This is a genomic window from Streptomyces tsukubensis (assembly GCF_003932715.1).
GTDB classification, from domain to species: Bacteria; Actinomycetota; Actinomycetes; order Streptomycetales; family Streptomycetaceae; genus Streptomyces; species Streptomyces tsukubensis.
This window is the reverse complement of record NZ_CP020700.1, coordinates 3,271,029-3,287,524: the sequence shown is the minus strand read 5'-3', so window position 1 is coordinate 3,287,524 and position 16,496 is coordinate 3,271,029. Positions and strand designations below refer to the sequence as shown.

Annotated in this window: 12 protein-coding genes and 1 pseudogene; 3 read left to right on the top strand and 10 right to left on the bottom strand. The window is 73.6% G+C overall.

What is annotated here, in order from left to right:
- The first annotated feature begins 336 nt into the window (after positions 1 to 336).
- Positions 337 to 2,784 (top strand): outer membrane protein assembly factor BamB family protein, encoded by a 2,448-nt coding sequence (locus B7R87_RS12835; protein ID WP_130585081.1) that lies wholly within the window; start codon positions 337 to 339, stop codon positions 2,782 to 2,784.
- Between the two features lie 602 nt (positions 2,785 to 3,386).
- On the top strand, positions 3,387 to 4,652 hold the full coding sequence (locus tag B7R87_RS12830) for a serine hydrolase domain-containing protein (RefSeq protein ID WP_006348663.1): 1,266 nt from the start codon (positions 3,387 to 3,389) through the stop codon (positions 4,650 to 4,652).
- 21 nt (positions 4,653 to 4,673) lie between these two features.
- Here the strand turns inward: B7R87_RS12830 and B7R87_RS12825 are convergent, their stop codons facing one another.
- From B7R87_RS12825 to B7R87_RS12815, 3 genes are read right to left on the bottom strand one after another with little or no spacing between them, the layout of a single operon-like run.
- Complete coding sequence (locus B7R87_RS12825) at positions 4,674 to 5,483, bottom strand: enoyl-CoA hydratase/isomerase family protein (RefSeq protein ID WP_233169046.1); 810 nt, start codon at positions 5,481 to 5,483, stop codon at positions 4,674 to 4,676.
- 5 nt (positions 5,484 to 5,488) lie between these two features.
- The gene (locus B7R87_RS12820) at positions 5,489 to 5,926 is read right to left on the bottom strand and encodes a Zn-ribbon domain-containing OB-fold protein (RefSeq protein WP_006348665.1); all 438 of its coding nucleotides are present in this window, start codon (positions 5,924 to 5,926) and stop codon (positions 5,489 to 5,491) included.
- Between the two features lie 3 nt (positions 5,927 to 5,929).
- The gene (locus tag B7R87_RS12815; RefSeq protein WP_006348666.1) at positions 5,930 to 7,078 is read right to left on the bottom strand and encodes a lipid-transfer protein; all 1,149 of its coding nucleotides are present in this window, start codon (positions 7,076 to 7,078) and stop codon (positions 5,930 to 5,932) included.
- Between the two features lie 359 nt (positions 7,079 to 7,437).
- On the opposite strand from B7R87_RS12815, the gene B7R87_RS12810 reads away from it, so the two are divergent.
- The gene (locus tag B7R87_RS12810) at positions 7,438 to 9,183 is read left to right on the top strand and encodes a FadD3 family acyl-CoA ligase (RefSeq protein WP_078902301.1); all 1,746 of its coding nucleotides are present in this window, start codon (positions 7,438 to 7,440) and stop codon (positions 9,181 to 9,183) included.
- On the opposite strand, the gene B7R87_RS12805 is transcribed toward B7R87_RS12810, so the two are convergent.
- The 7 genes and pseudogenes from B7R87_RS12805 to B7R87_RS12775 all read right to left on the bottom strand — a co-directional run bounded on the left by B7R87_RS12805 (position 9,180) and on the right by B7R87_RS12775 (position 16,034).
- A complete protein-coding gene (locus tag B7R87_RS12805) occupies positions 9,180 to 10,439 on the bottom strand; it encodes a cytochrome P450 family protein (RefSeq protein WP_006348668.1) in 1,260 nt (419 codons plus the stop codon). The two genes, B7R87_RS12810 and B7R87_RS12805, sit on opposite strands and share 4 nt — an antisense overlap.
- A 2-nt stretch (positions 10,440 to 10,441) precedes the next feature.
- Positions 10,442 to 11,821: a cytochrome P450 family protein gene (locus tag B7R87_RS12800; protein WP_045853024.1), complete on the bottom strand. Its 1,380-nt coding sequence runs from the start codon at positions 11,819 to 11,821 to the stop codon at positions 10,442 to 10,444.
- 125 nt (positions 11,822 to 11,946) lie between these two features.
- The gene (locus tag B7R87_RS12795; RefSeq protein ID WP_078902302.1) at positions 11,947 to 12,621 is read right to left on the bottom strand and encodes a GTP-binding protein; all 675 of its coding nucleotides are present in this window, start codon (positions 12,619 to 12,621) and stop codon (positions 11,947 to 11,949) included.
- Positions 12,596 to 12,835 (bottom strand): annotated as a pseudogene (locus B7R87_RS33510) (DUF742 domain-containing protein); the annotation flags it as partial. The gene B7R87_RS12795 and the pseudogene B7R87_RS33510, both read right to left, overlap by 26 nt.
- Before the next feature lie 305 nt (positions 12,836 to 13,140).
- Positions 13,141 to 13,575, bottom strand: coding sequence for a roadblock/LC7 domain-containing protein (locus tag B7R87_RS12785; RefSeq protein WP_006348672.1), 435 nt, complete (start codon positions 13,573 to 13,575; stop codon positions 13,141 to 13,143).
- Positions 13,572 to 15,137 (bottom strand): ATP-binding protein, encoded by a 1,566-nt coding sequence (locus B7R87_RS12780; protein ID WP_130585080.1) that lies wholly within the window; start codon positions 15,135 to 15,137, stop codon positions 13,572 to 13,574. Before B7R87_RS12780 ends, B7R87_RS12785 begins: the two co-directional genes overlap by 4 nt.
- A gap of 399 nt (positions 15,138 to 15,536) precedes the next feature.
- Positions 15,537 to 16,034, bottom strand: coding sequence for a hypothetical protein (locus B7R87_RS12775; RefSeq protein ID WP_130585079.1), 498 nt, complete (start codon positions 16,032 to 16,034; stop codon positions 15,537 to 15,539).
- Positions 16,035 to 16,496: the final 462 nt, after the last annotated feature.

Here is a 16,496-nt window from a genome sequence, read left to right as displayed (position 1 = left end):
TCGGGTCGGGGTGGTGTGATGCGCATCCTGGACGAATCGTCGTACTCACCGACAATCGGGGTGCGGTGGAGCGGGGAAAGTGCGGGGAATCGCACGGCGGAAGCGGTACGGGGCGGATCGGGAGGGGTACGGAGATGCGGGACGGAGCGGTTCCGGCATGCCCGACGTGCCCTGATCCGGGCGAGACACCCCGATCCGCCCCCGGGTTCGCCACCGCCGCCTCCGACAGGAAGAATCGGTGTGCGCGACCGCTGCGGGGCTCGGCGGTGAGACGCCGTGCAGGGCTGGTGAGGACGGGCCCGATGGAGCCGGGGCCCGTACGGGGAGGTGGCAGGGATGGAGCAGCTTACTCAGCATGACCCGAGACGGATCGGTCCGTTCGAGGTGCTGGGCCGGCTCGGTGCCGGTGGTATGGGACTGGTCTATCTCGCCCGGTCGGCGTCGGGCCGCCGGGTGGCCATCAAGACCGTCCGTACCGAACTCGCCGAGGACCAGCTTTTCCGGGTCCGTTTCACCCGTGAGGTGGAGGCGGCGCGGGCCGTCAGCGGTTTCTACACGGCGGCCGTCGTCGATGCCGATCCGCGGGCCGCGGTGCCCTGGCTGGCCACGGCGTACGTGCCCGCGCCGTCGCTGGAAGAGATAGTGAACGAGTGCGGGCCGCTGCCCGCCCGGGGGGTGCGCTGGCTGGCCGCGGGTATCGCGGAGGCCCTGCAGTCCATTCACGGCGCCGGGCTCGTCCACCGCGATCTCAAGCCGTCGAACGTCCTGGTCGTCGAGGACGGACCCCGGGTGATCGACTTCGGGATCGCGTCGGGGGTCTCCAACACCCGGCTGACCATGACGAACGTGGCCGTCGGCACGCCCGCTTACATGTCGCCCGAACAGGCCAGGGACTCCCGTAGCGTGACCGGGGCCAGCGATGTCTTCTCGCTGGGCTCCACCCTGGTCTTCGCGGCCACGGGGCATGCGCCCTTCCACGGCGCGAACCCGGTGGAGACCGTGTTCATGCTGCTGCGCGAGGGCCCCGATCTGGAGGGTCTGCCGGCGGAGCTGCGGCCCCTCATCGAGTCCTGCATGGGCATGGACGCGACGGGCCGCCCCTCGCCGGAGGATCTGCAGGCCCTGCTCGCGCCGCATCTCTTCGCCTCCGGCGGCGACGACAGCGGTACGGCGTCCGCGTGGCTGCCCCCGCTGGCGGTCGCCATGATCGAGACCCGGCGCGGCGGCCGGACGACGCAGCTTCCCGCGGCGGCCCCGCCGCGGCCGCCCGGCCCGCCGCCGTCCGCGCCGCCCGGCCACGGGCCGCAGGGCGGGCCCCGGCACGGGGGACGGCACGCCGGTCCGCAGCTGGTGCCGCCGCAGCCCGCGCAGCCGCCGCGCGGCAATCCGGGCTGGGCCCGCGGACCGTCGGAGGACCCTCGCACGGGCGCCGCCGCGCCGGTCGCTGCCGCCGTCTCCGTACAGCTGCCGGGGGTGGCCGCTCCGATCGGTCCCGGCCTCAGGGTGGCGGACGCCGTGGGTCCGCTCCCCGGCTCGCCGCCCGGGACGGGCTGGGTCCGCCGCCCGGCCGGGCAGACGGGCGGTACGGCTCCGGCCCCCGCGCCGCCCCCGGCCCCGCCGGCCCCTTCGTCGCCGTCGCTGTTGCCCGACGGCACCGGCCGCTGGCGGCCCTGGCGGTTCCGGATGTCCAACGACGTCTGGGGCACTCCGATCGTCGACGGCGGTCTGCTCTACGTCACCTCCTTCGAGGTCCACGCCCTCGATACGGGGACCGGCCGCCGCCAGTTCAAGACCCGTGACGTGGCCTGGTCGATGGCGCTCGAAGCGGGCCGTATCCACGCCTCCGACGGGCCCAGTCTCTACGCCCTCGACGCCGCGGACGGCCGGGAGCGGTGGCGGCTGTCCACCGATTCCTGGGTCTACTCCCTCCAGGCCGAACGGGGCACGGTCCTCACCGGCACCCGCGGCGGCGGCGTCCAGGCCTGGGAGGCGTCGGGCGGCGACAAGCTGTGGGAGCTGACCGGTGCCCAGTCCGAGTTCGAGACCGTCGAGGGCGGTCCGGTCATCGCCGGGGACACGGTGTACGTCTGGAAGGAGGCGCGGCTGCGGGCGCTGGAGGCCCGTACCGGCACGGAACGCTGGTCCTATCCCGTCGGTGACGCGGCGTCCTGCGGCAATGTCCCGGTCCGGGTCCATCCGGCGGCCGACGGCTTCGTCTATGTCTCCGCCGGTACCCGCGTCATCGCCCTCGACATCGCGACCGGCCGGGTCCGCTGGCACTTCGAGGCGCCCGCGGTCTTCCTCTCCCCACCCGCCTTCGCCGCGGGGCCCGCGGTCGCGGGCGGCGGTGTCTATCTCGCGGACTATCTGGGCACGGTGTACGCCCTGGACGCGACCACCGGCAAGGACCGCTGGCGGATCGCCACCGAGGCCCGCCAGTCCACTGAACCGGTCCTGGTCACCGGCGGCAACGTCCATGTGGGCAGCGGCAGCGCGCTCTACACCCTCGATGCCGTCGCCGGGACCCCGCTGTGGCGGTTCGCGGCGGGCGGCGAGGTCGTCGGCGCGCCCGTCGCCGCGGACGGCCGGGTCCACTTCGGCTCCGCGGACCATGTGCTGTACACGCTCGACGCGACGGGCGGTCAGCTGCGGTGGAAACTGGCGACGGGCGGTGAGATCACCGGCTCCCCGGTGGTCAGGGACGGTGTCGTGTACGCGTGCAGCAAGGACCGCTGCGTGTATGCGCTGGACGCGGTGAAGGGCACGGCGACGGGCCGCCGCTGACCGCGCCCGGGGGCGCGGGGCGTTCGGCGGTCCGTGCCGCCGGGAGTGGTGCCCTGCGGCCGTCCCGGCCGTGCTGAGTGGGCGCGTACCCGAGGCGGTACGGTCCTGAGCGGTTCGCGACAGCCGGCGCGCGCATCCGGGCGGGCCGGACGGTGTCCGCCCGGGGGAGCGGTGCCGTGCAGGCCTTTGTCCGGTTCGGGTTGTTTCCCCGCTGCGGCGCGCGTACCCGAGGCGGTACGGTCCTGAGCGGTTCGCGACAGCCGGCGCGCGCATCCGGGCGGGCCGGACGGTGTCCGCCCGGGGGAGCGGCGCCGTGCGGGGACGCGTGGCGCGAGCCCGTACCGGGTGCGGCGGTTCGCGCCCGCGGCCGCACCCCGGCCGCCCCGGACCATGCCCCCGGCCCGATCACGGCCGTGTCCCCGCCGCGGCGCGCGAGCCCGTACCCGATCCGGCGGTACGGTGCCGAGCGCGGGCCGGGTCGGCCGGGTACCGCACGCGCCGCCCGCTCCTCCGATGAGGATCCGCGCCCGCGGGAGTCCACCCTCCCGTACCGCCGCGGCCACGACCACCGCGGCGACCGCGACGGCGAAAGGAAGACCGTGATGACCGAGGCACCGGAGACCGGGCTGCGAGCCCTGCTGGCGGACGGGGTGCGCCGGGGGCAGGCGACCGGGGCCGTGGGGCTCGTCGCCCGCGGCGACACCGCCGAGATCGCCGCCACGGGCAGCCGCACCCTCGGCGGCCCCGACGACATCGCCCCCGACAGCATCTTCCGGATCGCGTCCCTCACCAAACCGGTCACCGCCGCCGCCGTGATGCTCCTCGTCGACGAGGGGCGGATCGCCCTCCGCGATCCGGTGGCCCGCTGGCTGCCCGAACTGGCCGCGCCGATGGTGGTACGGACCCCGGACGCGCCCGCCGGTGACGTCCTCCCCGCCGTCCGGCCCATCACCGTCTGCGATCTGCTGACCGCCCGCGCCGGCTGGGGCTACCCCGCGGACTTCTCGCTGCCCGCCGTCCGGGCGCTCGCCGCCGGGCTGCCGCAGAACCCGCCCGAGCCCGCGGGCATCCCGGCACCCGACACCTGGCTGGCGGCCCTGGCCCGGATCCCCCTGCTCCACCAGCCCGGCGAGCAGTTCCTCTACAACACCACCTCCGATATCCAGGGCGTGCTGGTCGCCCGGGTTACGGGACAGCCGTTCGCGGAGTTCCTCGCCGAGCGGCTCTTCGAACCGCTGGGGATGGCCGACACCGCGTTCAGCGTCCCGGCGGCGAAGCTCGACCGCTTCACCGCGCTCTACCGGCCGGACGAACCGGACCACGGCGGTCCGGACGGCGACGGAACGGACGACGACGGAACGGGCAACGGCGGAACGGACAAAGACGGAACGGGCGACGGCGAACCGGAGCAGGGCGGCGGGCTCTCCCTCTGGGACGCCCCCGACGGGATGTGGAGCCGGGAGCCCGCGTTCGCCTCCGGCTCCGGCGGTCTGGTCGGCACCGCCGGGGATCTGCGCGCCTTCCTGACCATGCTGCTCGCCCGCGGCGACGGCCCGGACGGCCGCCGGATCCTGACCCCGGAGTCCGTCGGCCTGATGACCACCGACCATCTGACCGCCGACCAGCGCAAGGCCGGGGCGGTGTTCCTGGACGGACAGGGCTGGGGCTTCGGCGGCTCGGTCGACGTCGAACCCTCCGCGCCGTGGAACGTTCCCGGCCGGTACGGGTGGATCGGCGGCACCGGCACCTCCGCCCATCTCGTACCGTCGACCGGCACGGTCGCCGTACTGCTCACCAACACCGCGCTGACCGGCCCGAGCGCACCCCCGCTGATGCGCGGCTTCTGGGAGTACGCGGCCCGCCGGTGACCCCGGCCGCGCCCCCGGCCCTCACCGCAGCCGGTGCTCCGGGGGCGCCCCCTCCTTCCGCGCTTCGAACAGCCGCGCCTGTTCCTCCGGGGGCAGATTCCCCAGGGCGATGAGATGCGGGGCCAGGGCGAGGGCATGGGACCGCGCGGCCTCCCGGGCGGCCCAGACCGCCCGTACCGTGCCCTGGACCGCGAGCGGCGGCTGGGCTGCGATGACCGCCGCGACCCGGAGCGCGGCGGCCCGCGCCCCGCCGGGCTCCGTCAGCTCGGAGACCAGCCCCGTCTCGTAGGCCCGTACCGCGGAAAGCCGTTCCGCCGTGCCGGTCAGCGCCAGCCGGGCCGCCTCCCCGTACGGCATCCGCTGGGCCAGCAGCACCGACTCGTACGCGCTGACCATGCCGTACGCCGTATGCGGGTCGAAGAACGACGCCTCGCGCGAGGCGATCAGGAACTCGCACTCCCCGAGCAGATAGAACGCCCCGCCGCAGGCCATGCCCTCGACCGCGGCGACGACCGGTTTCCACAGGTCGTTGGCCTTGGGGCCGATCGTGAGCAGCGGATCGTCGATGCTGTACGGGGACGTGGGCTGCGGCACCCGGACCGAGCGGTCGATCCCGGTGCAGAAGGCCCGGGTGCCGGAGCCGGTGAGGACGACGGCCCGGACGGAGTCGTCGCGGCGGAAGGCGCGCCAGGCGGCGGCGAGCGCGGCGGCCGCGGGCAGGTCGAGGGCGTTGAGCCGGTCGGGCCGGTCGAGGACGACGACCGCGACCCCGGTGTCCGCGACGGCGTCGCGGTCGATCCGCACCCCGGCCCCGGCGGTCTGCCCGGGCAGGTCCGTCACGGCCGCTCCAGCAGCCAGCGCGGCAGCCGCAGCCCCTGTTCGTCCGGGGGCGCGAACACCACCCGTACGCCCGCGCCGATCCGCAGCCTCGCCGGGTCGACGGAGTCCAGCGGGGCGTCGGCGGCCGTCACCACATTGCCGACGAGCCGGATCCGGGGCGCGTCGGTGAGTTCGACGAGGACGGTGTTGTACGGGGCGAGTTCCGCGTAGCCGGGCAGCAGCGGCGGATGCGGTACGACGTACGACCAGATCCGGCCCCGCCCGCTCACCGGCCGCCAATCGGAGTCGAAGGACTGGCAGTACGGGCAGCAGGGCCGGGGCGGGAACCGCGGCTCGGCGCAGTCGGCGCAGGTCTGGACGCGGAGTTCGCCGCGGGAGGCGTACTCCCAGAAGGGCGCGCCGTCGCCGTCGACGACCGGACTCAGCAGGCTCATCGGTCAGCTCCTCAGCAGTACGGCCGAGGTGGGCACACCCTCGCCCGCCGTGACCAGGCAGGTCGAGGCGGACGGCACCTGGGCGGTGGAGGTGCCGCGCAGCTGCCGCACCCCCTCGGTGATCAGGTTGAAGCCGTGGACGTACGCCTCCGAGAGGCCGCCGCCCGCCGTGTTGAGCGGCAGCCTGCCGCCGATCTCCAGGGCCCCGCCCTCGGTGAAGGCCGCGCCCTCGCCGCGGCCGCAGAAGCCGTAGCCCTCCAGGGAGAGCGGGATCAGGGGGGTGAAGGCGTCGTAGATCTGGGCGACGTCGACGTCGTCGGGGCCGAAGTCGGCGGTCTTCCACAGCTGACGGGCGGCGGTCCAGGCGGGGCCGGTGAGCGGGTCGTCGTTCCAGTAGTTGACCATGCCGTGGTGCTGGGCGGGCAGGCCCTGGGCGACGGAGTGGAGATAGACGGGCTTCTGGCGGCAGTCGCGGGCGCGTTCGGCGGAGACGACGACGCAGGCGAGGGCGCCGTCGGTCTCCAGGCAGTTGTCGAAGAGGCAGAGCGGCTCGCTGATCCAGCGCGAGGTCATGTACATATCGCGGGTGAGCGGGCGGTCGTACATCATCGCCGCGGGGTTCTGGTTGGCCCGGTTGCGGCAGGCGAGGGCGACGTTGAAGAAGTGGTCGCGGGTGGCGCCGTACTCGTGCATGTAGCGGCGGGCGAGCATACCGATCTCGTCGGCGGGGCGGAGCAGCCCGAAGGGGCGGGTCCACTGGCCGGGGGTGGGCAGTTGGACGGCGGTGTTCCGCCAGGGGCGGGGGCCGCTGCCGCGTTTGCGGGACCGCCAGGCGACGCCCACGCTCGCCTGTCCGGTGGCGACGGCGGCCGCGAGATGGGCGAGGGTGGCACAGGAACCGCCGCCGCCGTAGCCGACCTTGGAGAAGAAGGTGACGTCTCCGGCGCCGATCGCCTTGGCGATCTCGACTTCGTCGGTCTCCTCCATGGTGTACGAGGCGAAGGCGTCCACCTCGGAGGCGGCGATACCGGCGTCGTCGAGGGCGGCGACGATGGCCCGGCAGGCGAGGGTCCGTTCGGATTCGGGCAGCTGTTTCGCGAAGGCGGTACGGCCGATGCCGGCGATTGCCGTCGCGTCCTTGAGACCGGCCACGGGCCCCTCCGCTGTTCGATGCCGACTGCTGACAGCGCGTCAGGCTACCGCTAATCTGACGGATAGTCAGCTCCGTGTGGTGCGGTGGTGGTGACGGGAGGCACGGGATGACGGAATCACGCCCGATGGACACGAACCCGGCACGGGTCGGGCGGGGACCCGCACCGGCAGGTGGTACGTCCCCGACCGCCCCGCCCGGACAGAGCCCGGTGCCTGCGCCGGGCCAGGCGAGCGGTAGGGACCCGGTGCCGGAGGCCGGTGCGGCACCGGGCGCCGTATCTGCGGCCGGGCGGGAGCCCGTACCCGCAGGCCGTACGGATCCCGCGTCCGGCCCCGGCAAGGCGCAGGGTCCTGCGCCGATGGACACCGCCGTATCCGGGCCCGTATCCGGCCCCGCGCAGGGCCCTGCACGCGGTACGGACCCTGCGCCCTACGCCCCTCCCCGGCACGGACCCGCGGGTGCGGACCCGCACGGGCCCGCACCTGCATGGGACCCCCGTGGGGATCTCGTCTGGGGGACCATTCCCCGGCTCGTCCGGCATGCCGCCGCCGAGCACGCGCACCGCGAAGCCGTCGTCGCCGACGGCGGGCGTACCCGCGTGAGCTACGCCGAACTCGGCCGGCAGGTCGAACGCGCCGCCGCCGCCTGTATCGCCTCCGGCGTCCGCAAGGGCGACCGCGTCGCCGTCTGGGCACCCAACACCCCGGAGTGGATCGTCTCCGCCCTCGGCGCCGTCACCGCCGGGGCCGTACTCGTCCCCCTCAACACCCGCTTCAAAGGCGCCGAGGCCGCCTACGTCCTGCGCCGCTGCCGAGCCCGGCTCCTCTTCGTCACCGGCACCTTCCTCGGCACCTCCTACATCGCGTCCCTGCGCCGCGCGGACCCCGAACTCCCCGAGCTGCGGCAGATCGTCGTCCTCGACGACACCGCGCCCGAATCCTGTCTCACCTGGCGCGACTTCCTCGCCGCCGGAGCCGCCGTCCACCCCGACGAGGTACGCGCCCGGGCCGACACCGTCGAACCCGGCGACCCCTCCGACATCATCTTCACCTCCGGCACCACCGGCCGCCCCAAGGGCGCCGTCATCACCCATGCGCAGACCCTGCGCGCCTACGACCTCTGGAGCGAACTCGCCGGACTCCGCGCCGACGACCGCTACCTCGTCGTCAATCCGTTCTTCCACACCTTCGGCTACAAGGCGGGCATCATCGCCTGCCTCACCCGTGGCGCCACGATGGTCCCCCAGCCGGTCTCCGGCACGGACACCGTCCTCGCCAATATCGCCGCCGAACGGATCTCCGTCCTGCCCGGGCCGCCGACCCTCCACCGGACCCTGCTGGACCACCCGTCCCGCGACGCCCACGACCTGTCGACGCTGCGGCTCGTCGTCACCGGCGCCGCCGTCGTCCCGCTTCAGCTCGTCGAACGGCTCCGTACCGAACTGAACATCGGCACCGTACTGACCGCCTACGGACTCTCCGAGGCGGGCGGCTTCGTCACCATGTGCCGCCGCGGCGACGACCCCGGCACCATCGCCCGCACCTCCGGCCGCGCCCTGCCCGGCACGGAGGTCCGGGTCCTGGCCGCGCCCGGCGAACCGGGGGAGGTGCTGGTGCGCGGATACCACGTGATGAGCGGCTACTTCGAGGACCCCGAGGCGACCGCCGCCGCCGTCGATCCGGACGGCTGGCTGCACACCGGAGACATCGGCATCCTCGACGCCGACGGCAACCTCCGGATCACCGACCGCATCAAGGACATGTTCATCGTCGGTGGCTTCAACGCCTATCCGGCCGAGATCGAACAGCTCATCGGGGCCCATCCGGACCTCGTCGACGTGGCCGTGATCGGCGTTCCGGACGCCCGCCTCGGAGAGGTCGGCAAGGCCTACGCCGTCCGCCGCCCCGGCACCGGCCTCACCGCCGACGACCTCATCGCCTGGGCCCGGCGGGAGATGGCCAACTACAAGGTGCCGCGGCAGGTCGAGTTCGTCCCCGAACTGCCGCGGAACGCCTCGGGCAAGGTCCTCAAGGGCGAACTGCGCCGCGCCGCGGCCGCGGGCCCCGGCAGCCCACCGGAACCCGCGCCCGACTCAGGTCACTAGCCCAGCACGATCGGGATCTCCTGCCAGCCGTACGCGATGAACGACGGCACCTGCTGCAACTCCTCCGCCGGCACCGCGAGCCGCATCCCCGGGAAGCGCTCGAAGAGGCGCGGCAGCGCGGTCAGGGCCTCCACCCGCGCCAGCGGCGCGCCGATGCAGCGGTGCACGCCGATGCCGAAGGCAAGGGAGTCGTCCGCGCCGCGGCGGGCGTCGAAGGCCGTCGCCTCGTCCCCGTAGTGCGCCGGGTCGGATCCCGCGGCCGCGTACGTCGTCAGGATCGCGTCGCCCGCCGGGATGGTGACGCCCGCGATGTCGATGTCGGTGACCGCGAACCGCAGCGGCAGACTGGCGATCGACGGCGCCACCCGCAGGACCTCGTCCACGACCGCGTCCCAGCCGATCTCGCCCGACCGGACGGCCGCCAACTGCTCCGGGTGGCTCAGCAGCAGCACCACCGCGTTCCCGATCAGATTGACCGTCGTCTCGTACCCCGCGCCGATCACCAGCAGCAGCGTGTGGACCAGCTCTTCGTCGCTGAGCCGGTCGCCGTCCTCGTCGTGGACCCGGATCAGCTCCGTCGTCAGATCGTCGCCGGGGTGTTCCGCCTTGTAGGCGATCAGCGCGGGCAGCACCGTACCGATCTGCCGCTGCACCGAAGCCGCGTGCTCCGGGCTCTGATCGCTGGTGTTGATGATCGCGGTGATCAGCCTGCCGACGTCGCCCACGAGCTGGTCCGGCACCCCGAACAGCTCGCAGATGATCCGCATCGGCAGCGCCTGCGCGTACCCGGACCGCAGATCGACCGTCTCACTGCGCTCCGCCGCCTCGCCGAGGGCCGTGAGCAGCTCCTCCGTGATGGCCTCGACGCGCGGGCGCATCTTCTCGGTCCGGCGGGCGGTGAAGCTCGGCGCGACCAGTTTCCGCAGCCGGGTGTGGTCGGGGCCGTACGTCGACAGCATGTTGATCACCCCGACCCAGCTCAGGATCCACCCCCAGGACGGCCGGTCCGCGATCTCCCCGAACCGGGCCCAGTGTTTCCGCGGGTCCTTGCTGACCTGCGGGTCCAGGATGAGGGTCCGGAGGATGTCGTACGACGTCGGAGCCCAGGCCGGAATGCCGCCGGGCAGCTCGACGGGGACGAGGGGCCCGAGCGCGCGGAGCCTGGCGCTCTCGGCCCTGATGTCGGCGCCGAAGGGGTCGATGGCGACGGGGAGCTGTTCGGCCGGGGATTCGGTCCCGGTCTGGGTCGCGGTCATCCTCAGACTCCTGACTCGTGAGGTGCGTCGGTGTGCGTGGGGCCGGGGGTGCCGGTGCGGGCGGCACGGGAGGGCATGGCGCCCGAGTGGGGGACGCCGTCGGACGGGGTGCCGGTTCGGGCGGCACGGGGGGAGGCGTCCGCGGAGGCCGGGGTACGGGGGATCCGCAGGGTGCGCTCTTGTTCGGTGTCGGGTGTCCGCGGCGAGAAGCGGACGGGCAGCGCGGTCAGCGAACGGTGGAAGGGGCCGGGGCGCCAGGTGAGCCGGGAGCGGGGCAGCAGGGGGTCGAGGTCCGGAAGCCACTGGGTCAGCCGTTCGATCGCCTCGGTGGCGATGAGCAGCGTGTGCTGCTTCACGGGACAGGCGTGCTCACCTGCCGACCACGACAGGTGGGAGGCGTCGTGCGGGTGGTGGGTGCCCCCGTGCTCCCGTTCCGCGAAATGGCCGAGCGCGCCGTACGAGACGACGACGGGCACCGCCGCACGTACCCATACCCCGTGGAAGGCGACTGATTCCCTGGCGTAGTAGATGCCGTAGTTGGCGAGCGGCGTCTCGTAGCGCAGCACCTCCAGCACCGCGTCCATCACCGGCCGTGAACCGCTGGTCAGGGTCGTGTAGTAGTCCGGGTTGCCGAGGATCCGGGAGAGCGCGTTGGAGACCAGGTTGGAGGTGGGCTCGTGGCCCGCGCCCAGGGAGAGGAAGACCTGCCAGGTGACCTCCTCCCGGCTCAGGCCGAGGGGGTGGTCCAGCAGCCAGCTCGTGAGGTCGTCACCGCGCCGGGCGGTCTTGGCGGCGATGAGTTCGAAGACGTACGCGCCGTATTCGGCCTCCCCTTCGGCCGAACGTTCCCCGCCCTCCATGAGTTTGGCGAGGGAGGTGTGGAGGCGGTCGCTGGAGCTGTCCGGGAGCCCGAAGAGATTGTTGAAGATCAGCGACATCAGGGGGCGGGAGAATTCGGACACCAGATCGGCGCGGCCCGCGGGCCCGATCCGTGACACGAGTATGTCGACGGCCCTGTGCACCCGTTCGCGCAGATCGTGGGGCTCCACCAGGCCGAAGGAGTCGACCAGCGCCCGCCGGTAGCGGACGTGTACGGCGCCGTCCGCGAAGAGCGCGTTGGGGCGCCAGCGCATCATGCCGAGGAGATGGTGGTCCTCCGGGACCGTGGCCTCCCAGGGGCGGGGGTCGCGGGACCAGGTCGCGTCGTCGTGGAGGAGGTCGAGGGCGGCCCGGCGGTCGGTGACGACGTACGCGGGGACACCGGGGCCGAGTTCTGCGACGCCGACCGGGCCCTGGGCGCGCAGCGCGGCGTAGTAGGTGTGCGGATCGGCGGCGAAGCCGTCCTCCCAGAGGCGGACGGGCTCCGGCTCCCGGCTCCGCACGGCCCGGGCGCGCTCGACACCCTCGCCGTGACCGGTATGGCCTGTATGGCCTGTGTGGCTGGTGTGTTCGGTGAGGAAGGTGCGGCAGGGGTGCGGGGGCTCGGGGGAGGAGGTGGGGGGTTGGTTCACCGGGACTGGCTCTCCGTCCGGGGGCTGGTGGCGAGGGTGTGCTCCGGCGGCGCGTACGGCGCACCGCCGGAGGGCGTCAGCGTCAGCAGATGCTCGACGAGCGCGAGGAGCGCGTCGACGGAGGCGTTGCGGTCCCGGGCGTCGCACCGCACCATCGGGGTCGCCGGCTCCAGGTCCAGCGCCCGCCGCAACTCCTCCTCGGAGTGGTCCCGGGAGTCCGGGAAGGTGTTCAGCGCCACCGCGTACGGCAGACCGCTCTCCTCCACCAGCCCGAGCACCTCGAACGAGGCGTCGATCCGACGGGTGTCCACCAGCACCAGCGCGCCCAGCGCCCCGTACGCGATGTCTGCCCACAGGGTCCTGAATCGTTCCTGCCCGGGGGTGCCGAACAGATAGAGCACGATGCCGCCGGCGAGGGAGATCCGGCCGAAGTCGATCGCCACGGTCGTGGTGGTCTTGTCCCGGAGTCCGGCGAGATCGTCCACCGCCACCGACGCCTCGGTGAGCTGCTCCTCGGTATGCAGCGGACGGATCTCGGACACCGAGTCGATCAGGGTGGTCTTGCCGACCCCGAAAGGGCCCACGACCAGGATCTTCACCAGTTCGCGGGTATCGTCCGGCAGATGCATACCGCCGGAGCCGTGGCTAGAGCTTGAGGGCGCGGAGGCCATCGACGACTCTCTTCAACAGATCGGGCGCGGGCATGGCTGCGCAGGGGATGGGCGGGCGGGCGCGGACCAGCCCCCGGTCGATGAGCCGGGCGGCGAGCACGCGGACGGCGGACACCGGCAGCCCGAGGAGGGCGGCCACCTCGACGACCGTGAGGGAACCGCCGTCGAGGATGTCGAGCAGCGCCCATTCGGCCGCGGGGAGTCCGGGCGGCAGTCCCGGGGCGGGACCGGCCGGCAGCGGTAACGGCACGCCGTGCTCAGGGGTGTCAGGGGTGTTACGGTCCGCGGGATCCGGCGCCGGTGCCCGTACCGGCGTCGTACCCGCCGACCCCGCCGACCCCGCCGGGTGCGGGTCTTCGGGGGCCGGCGGTTCGTTCCCGGGGTCCGGGTCCGTACCGCCGCCCGGTGCGACCAGGCCCGTGAGGATCGACAGCCGTTCCAGGGAGTCCGTACCGGGACTGGTCTGACCACCCGTCGACAGATACGCCGGGACCAGGGGACGGCCGCCCCGGCGGGCCGTCATCCGGCAGTGACGTCGCCATCGGTCCCGCGGGGCGCCGCGGACATGGCCTTCTCGCCGAGCCGGGCGACCTGGGAGTGGACCCGGTGTGCCAGCAGGTCGAGCCGGACCTCGGGGTCGCCGTAGGCGGCGACACAGGTGCCGTGGCGGGTGGGCGCGACCAGGATGTATCCGTGGTCCGACTCGATGACGACCTGGCGCACCTCGGCGGTGTCCCGGTCGGCGAAGGTCGCCGCGGCGCTGCGGCAGGCGCCCTGAACGGTGCTGATGATGGCGGCGGTGCGTTCGGCCGACGGCCGGGACAGCCGGTCGGAGTAGCCGGAGACCAGGCCGTCGAGGGTCAGCAGGACGGCGGCCCGTACATGCGGGATCTCCAGGATCGGGTCGAGCACCCACGCGGTGTCGCCGGAGTCGCGGGAGGTACGGGTGGTCATCGGGGGTCGTTCCCTTCGGTGGGGCCGGCGCCGGGGTCGAGGGCGCCGGATTCGGCGGCGTTGCGTGCGGCCGCGGTGCCGGCCTGGAGCGCGCCGAGGGCGGCGGCGGCCTCCTCCGGGGTCCGCACGGGGGGACGGGGGCGGGCGGGGGCCGCCCCCGTTCCGTCGGTTCCGTCCGGCCGGACCCGGCGACGGCGCCGGGGGAGCGCGTCGCCTTCCGGCCGGTGGTGCTGGGGGTGTTCGGCCGCCGGTGCCGGTGCCGGGTCCGGCTGCCGCGGCGGTGCGGCCGGGGAAACATCCGCCGACGCGTCTGCGGGCCGTTCGGCGGGCAGGTCGGCGGGCGTACCGGAGGCCGGTGCCGGGGCGGGCGCGGCCGGGGCGGGGCGGCGGCTCTGCCGGACGGGCAGTCCGTGCAGATCGGTGAGCAGATGGCGGCCGGACCGTTCCTGCGCCGCTGCCTCCGCGGCGCCCCGGGTGGAGCGCGGGGCGCTGGCGGCCGGGGGCTGCTCGACGGGGTCGATCCGGCTGAGGAGATGGGATTTGATCAGCAGTACGGCGCGGACACCCCCGTAGGGGGACGGCGACGACAGGTCCACCGACAGGTCGAACTGCCGGGTCAGCTGGCCGATGGCGGCCAGGCCCATCCGCGGCGGATCACCGAGTTCGGAGAGGAGAATCGGTTCGCTGCCTGCCGCCATCCGCTGGGCGTAGGCCCGTTCGTCGCTGCCCATGCCGACGCCCGCGTCGTCCACGGTCACGGTGACGCCGTGGTGCGCCCGCTCCAGATGGACCATGACCCGGGTGTCGGAGGAGGAGTGGCGCAGGGCGTTGTCGAGCAGCTCCGCGACGATGATCGCCACGGGTTCGACGGCGTGCGAGACGAGTGCGGTGCCGTCTTCCAGATGGTTGCCGATCTCGACGCGTTCGTAGCCGACGAGCCGGGACTGTCCGCCGGTCACCGCGTCGACCAGGTGCGAGTCCTCACGGGCCAGACCGACCCAGGCGCCGCAGACCACGGACGCGACCTGGGCCCGGCGCAGCGACTGCTCGTTCTCGTGGTCGAGGGCGTAGAGCGTGCGGGCCAGCTCGGGGTCGTCGTACCGCTGCTGGAGGGCGCGGAGATCGTCCTGGAGGCGGTAGAGCCCGGCCTGGACCTCTCGGGTCGCCCCCCGCATCACGGCCCGGGCCGCGGCGTCGACCCGCTTCCGCTCCTGGTCGAGAGCGGTGCCCACACCGGTGAGGATGCTGTCCAGGGCTGTGCCCAGTTCGCCGGTGGCGACCTCGGGGCGCAGCGGGCCGGGGACCCGGACATGGGGGTGGACGGCACGGGTGGCGGTGGCCGGAAGCCTGTGTTCCGCGAGATGGGCGGCCTCGGCCGTACAGGCCCCGGCCGTACGGTCGGCTTCCTCGCGGGCGACGGCGAGATGGGTCCGCAGCGTCTCGATCTCGGCGGCCCGCCGGGCCCCCGTACGCCGGGCCCGCAGCAGGCCACCTCCCAGGACGAGGGCCGACAGGGTCCCGGCGGCCAGGCCCGCGGCGGCCAGCTCCGGTATCTCGATCATCGAAACCTCTGGGGAGGGTGGTGGTTCTGGTGTCGTCGTCGACGACCGCTCAAGTACACACCGTTAGTGATCGGTTGCGGGAGGGGCCCCGGGAAGAATTTGTGAACTTGTTTTAATGATCGGCCACTTATGTCCGGGATTGACCTCTATGGGGTTGGAGTGGACTCAAGTGACGTGTGGGAACGCTGTGATGGCTGTTTTCGCTGGTGAAAGGTGGTGGTCATCGGCCCGTCGGGTCCGGACGGAACGGTACGGCCGCGGCGCTCCCCCCGGAAGCCGCGGCCGTACCTCGCTTTGTTGGCCGTCTTGGCCGTCTCGGCCGTCTCCGGCCCCGGGGGGCTCAGGCCTGGGGCCGGAGACGGAGCTTCGGCCCCAGGCCTCGGCGCCGAGGCCTGGGCCTCAGTCCTTGGGCCGGGGCGGTGCCGGAGTGTGGCGCTCCATCGTGACGATCTCCTCGTTCACCGTGGGCTCGGGCGAAGGGACGGGCGGCGTGGCAGCGCCGTCCGCCGTCGCCGGGGCGCCGTCGCCCGTGGTGGCCGGAGGCGTCACGGGCGGAGTGACGGGAGCCTCGGACGTGGTGGGCGGGGTGACGGGGCCGGGCGCCGGAGGAGCCGGAGTGTGGCGCTCGCGGGGCAGGATGCCCTCGGCGGGCGGGACCGGAGCCTTCGTCTCGCCCTGCGGTGCCCCGACCGGGTCGTTGCCGACCGGCGGTACGGGCGGCTGCGGCTGACCGGTGCCGGTGCCGGTGCCGGACTCGGCCGGGACGACGGGCGGCGTGACCGGACCCGGAGCGGGCGGCGCCGGGGTGTGGCGCTCGCGGGGCAGGATGCCCTCGGGCGCGGAAGGCGCCTGCGCGGCGCCCCGTGCGATGAAATCGTTCGAACTGTTCTGTGTCATCTTTCCTGTCCCCCATGTGTCGGTGCCGGATAACGAAAGGGGCCTTCCGGCCGGGGACTCCCCCGAGGGTTCCCGGACGGAAGGCCGGGGGACCTGCTCCTGACCCCCCGGAGAGGAGCAGGTCCCGCGTGATCCGTCTGCCCCCCGTTGCGACGGATCGACTGCTGACGAGCATGTCGGACCGGCATAAACATTCGATGAACGTCGAGACAGAAAGCGGTCACAACTGCTCTCAGCAGGGGAAACGCGGCTGCCCGCCGGGCAGTCGCGTCGAGCGTGTTCGAGAGTGCGCCCCCGGAAATCGCATCCGAGCGCCTTCACGCCCCCGGATTCGGGTCCGCTGCGGCCCCCTGACGCCCGCTCTGTTTTCCCTCCGTTCTGTCCCCGGCCGCCCTTCCGCTTGGCACCGGGCTGCCGATGCCCGCGGATCCCGCGCCCGTGGATCCCGCGCCGGGCCGGCCC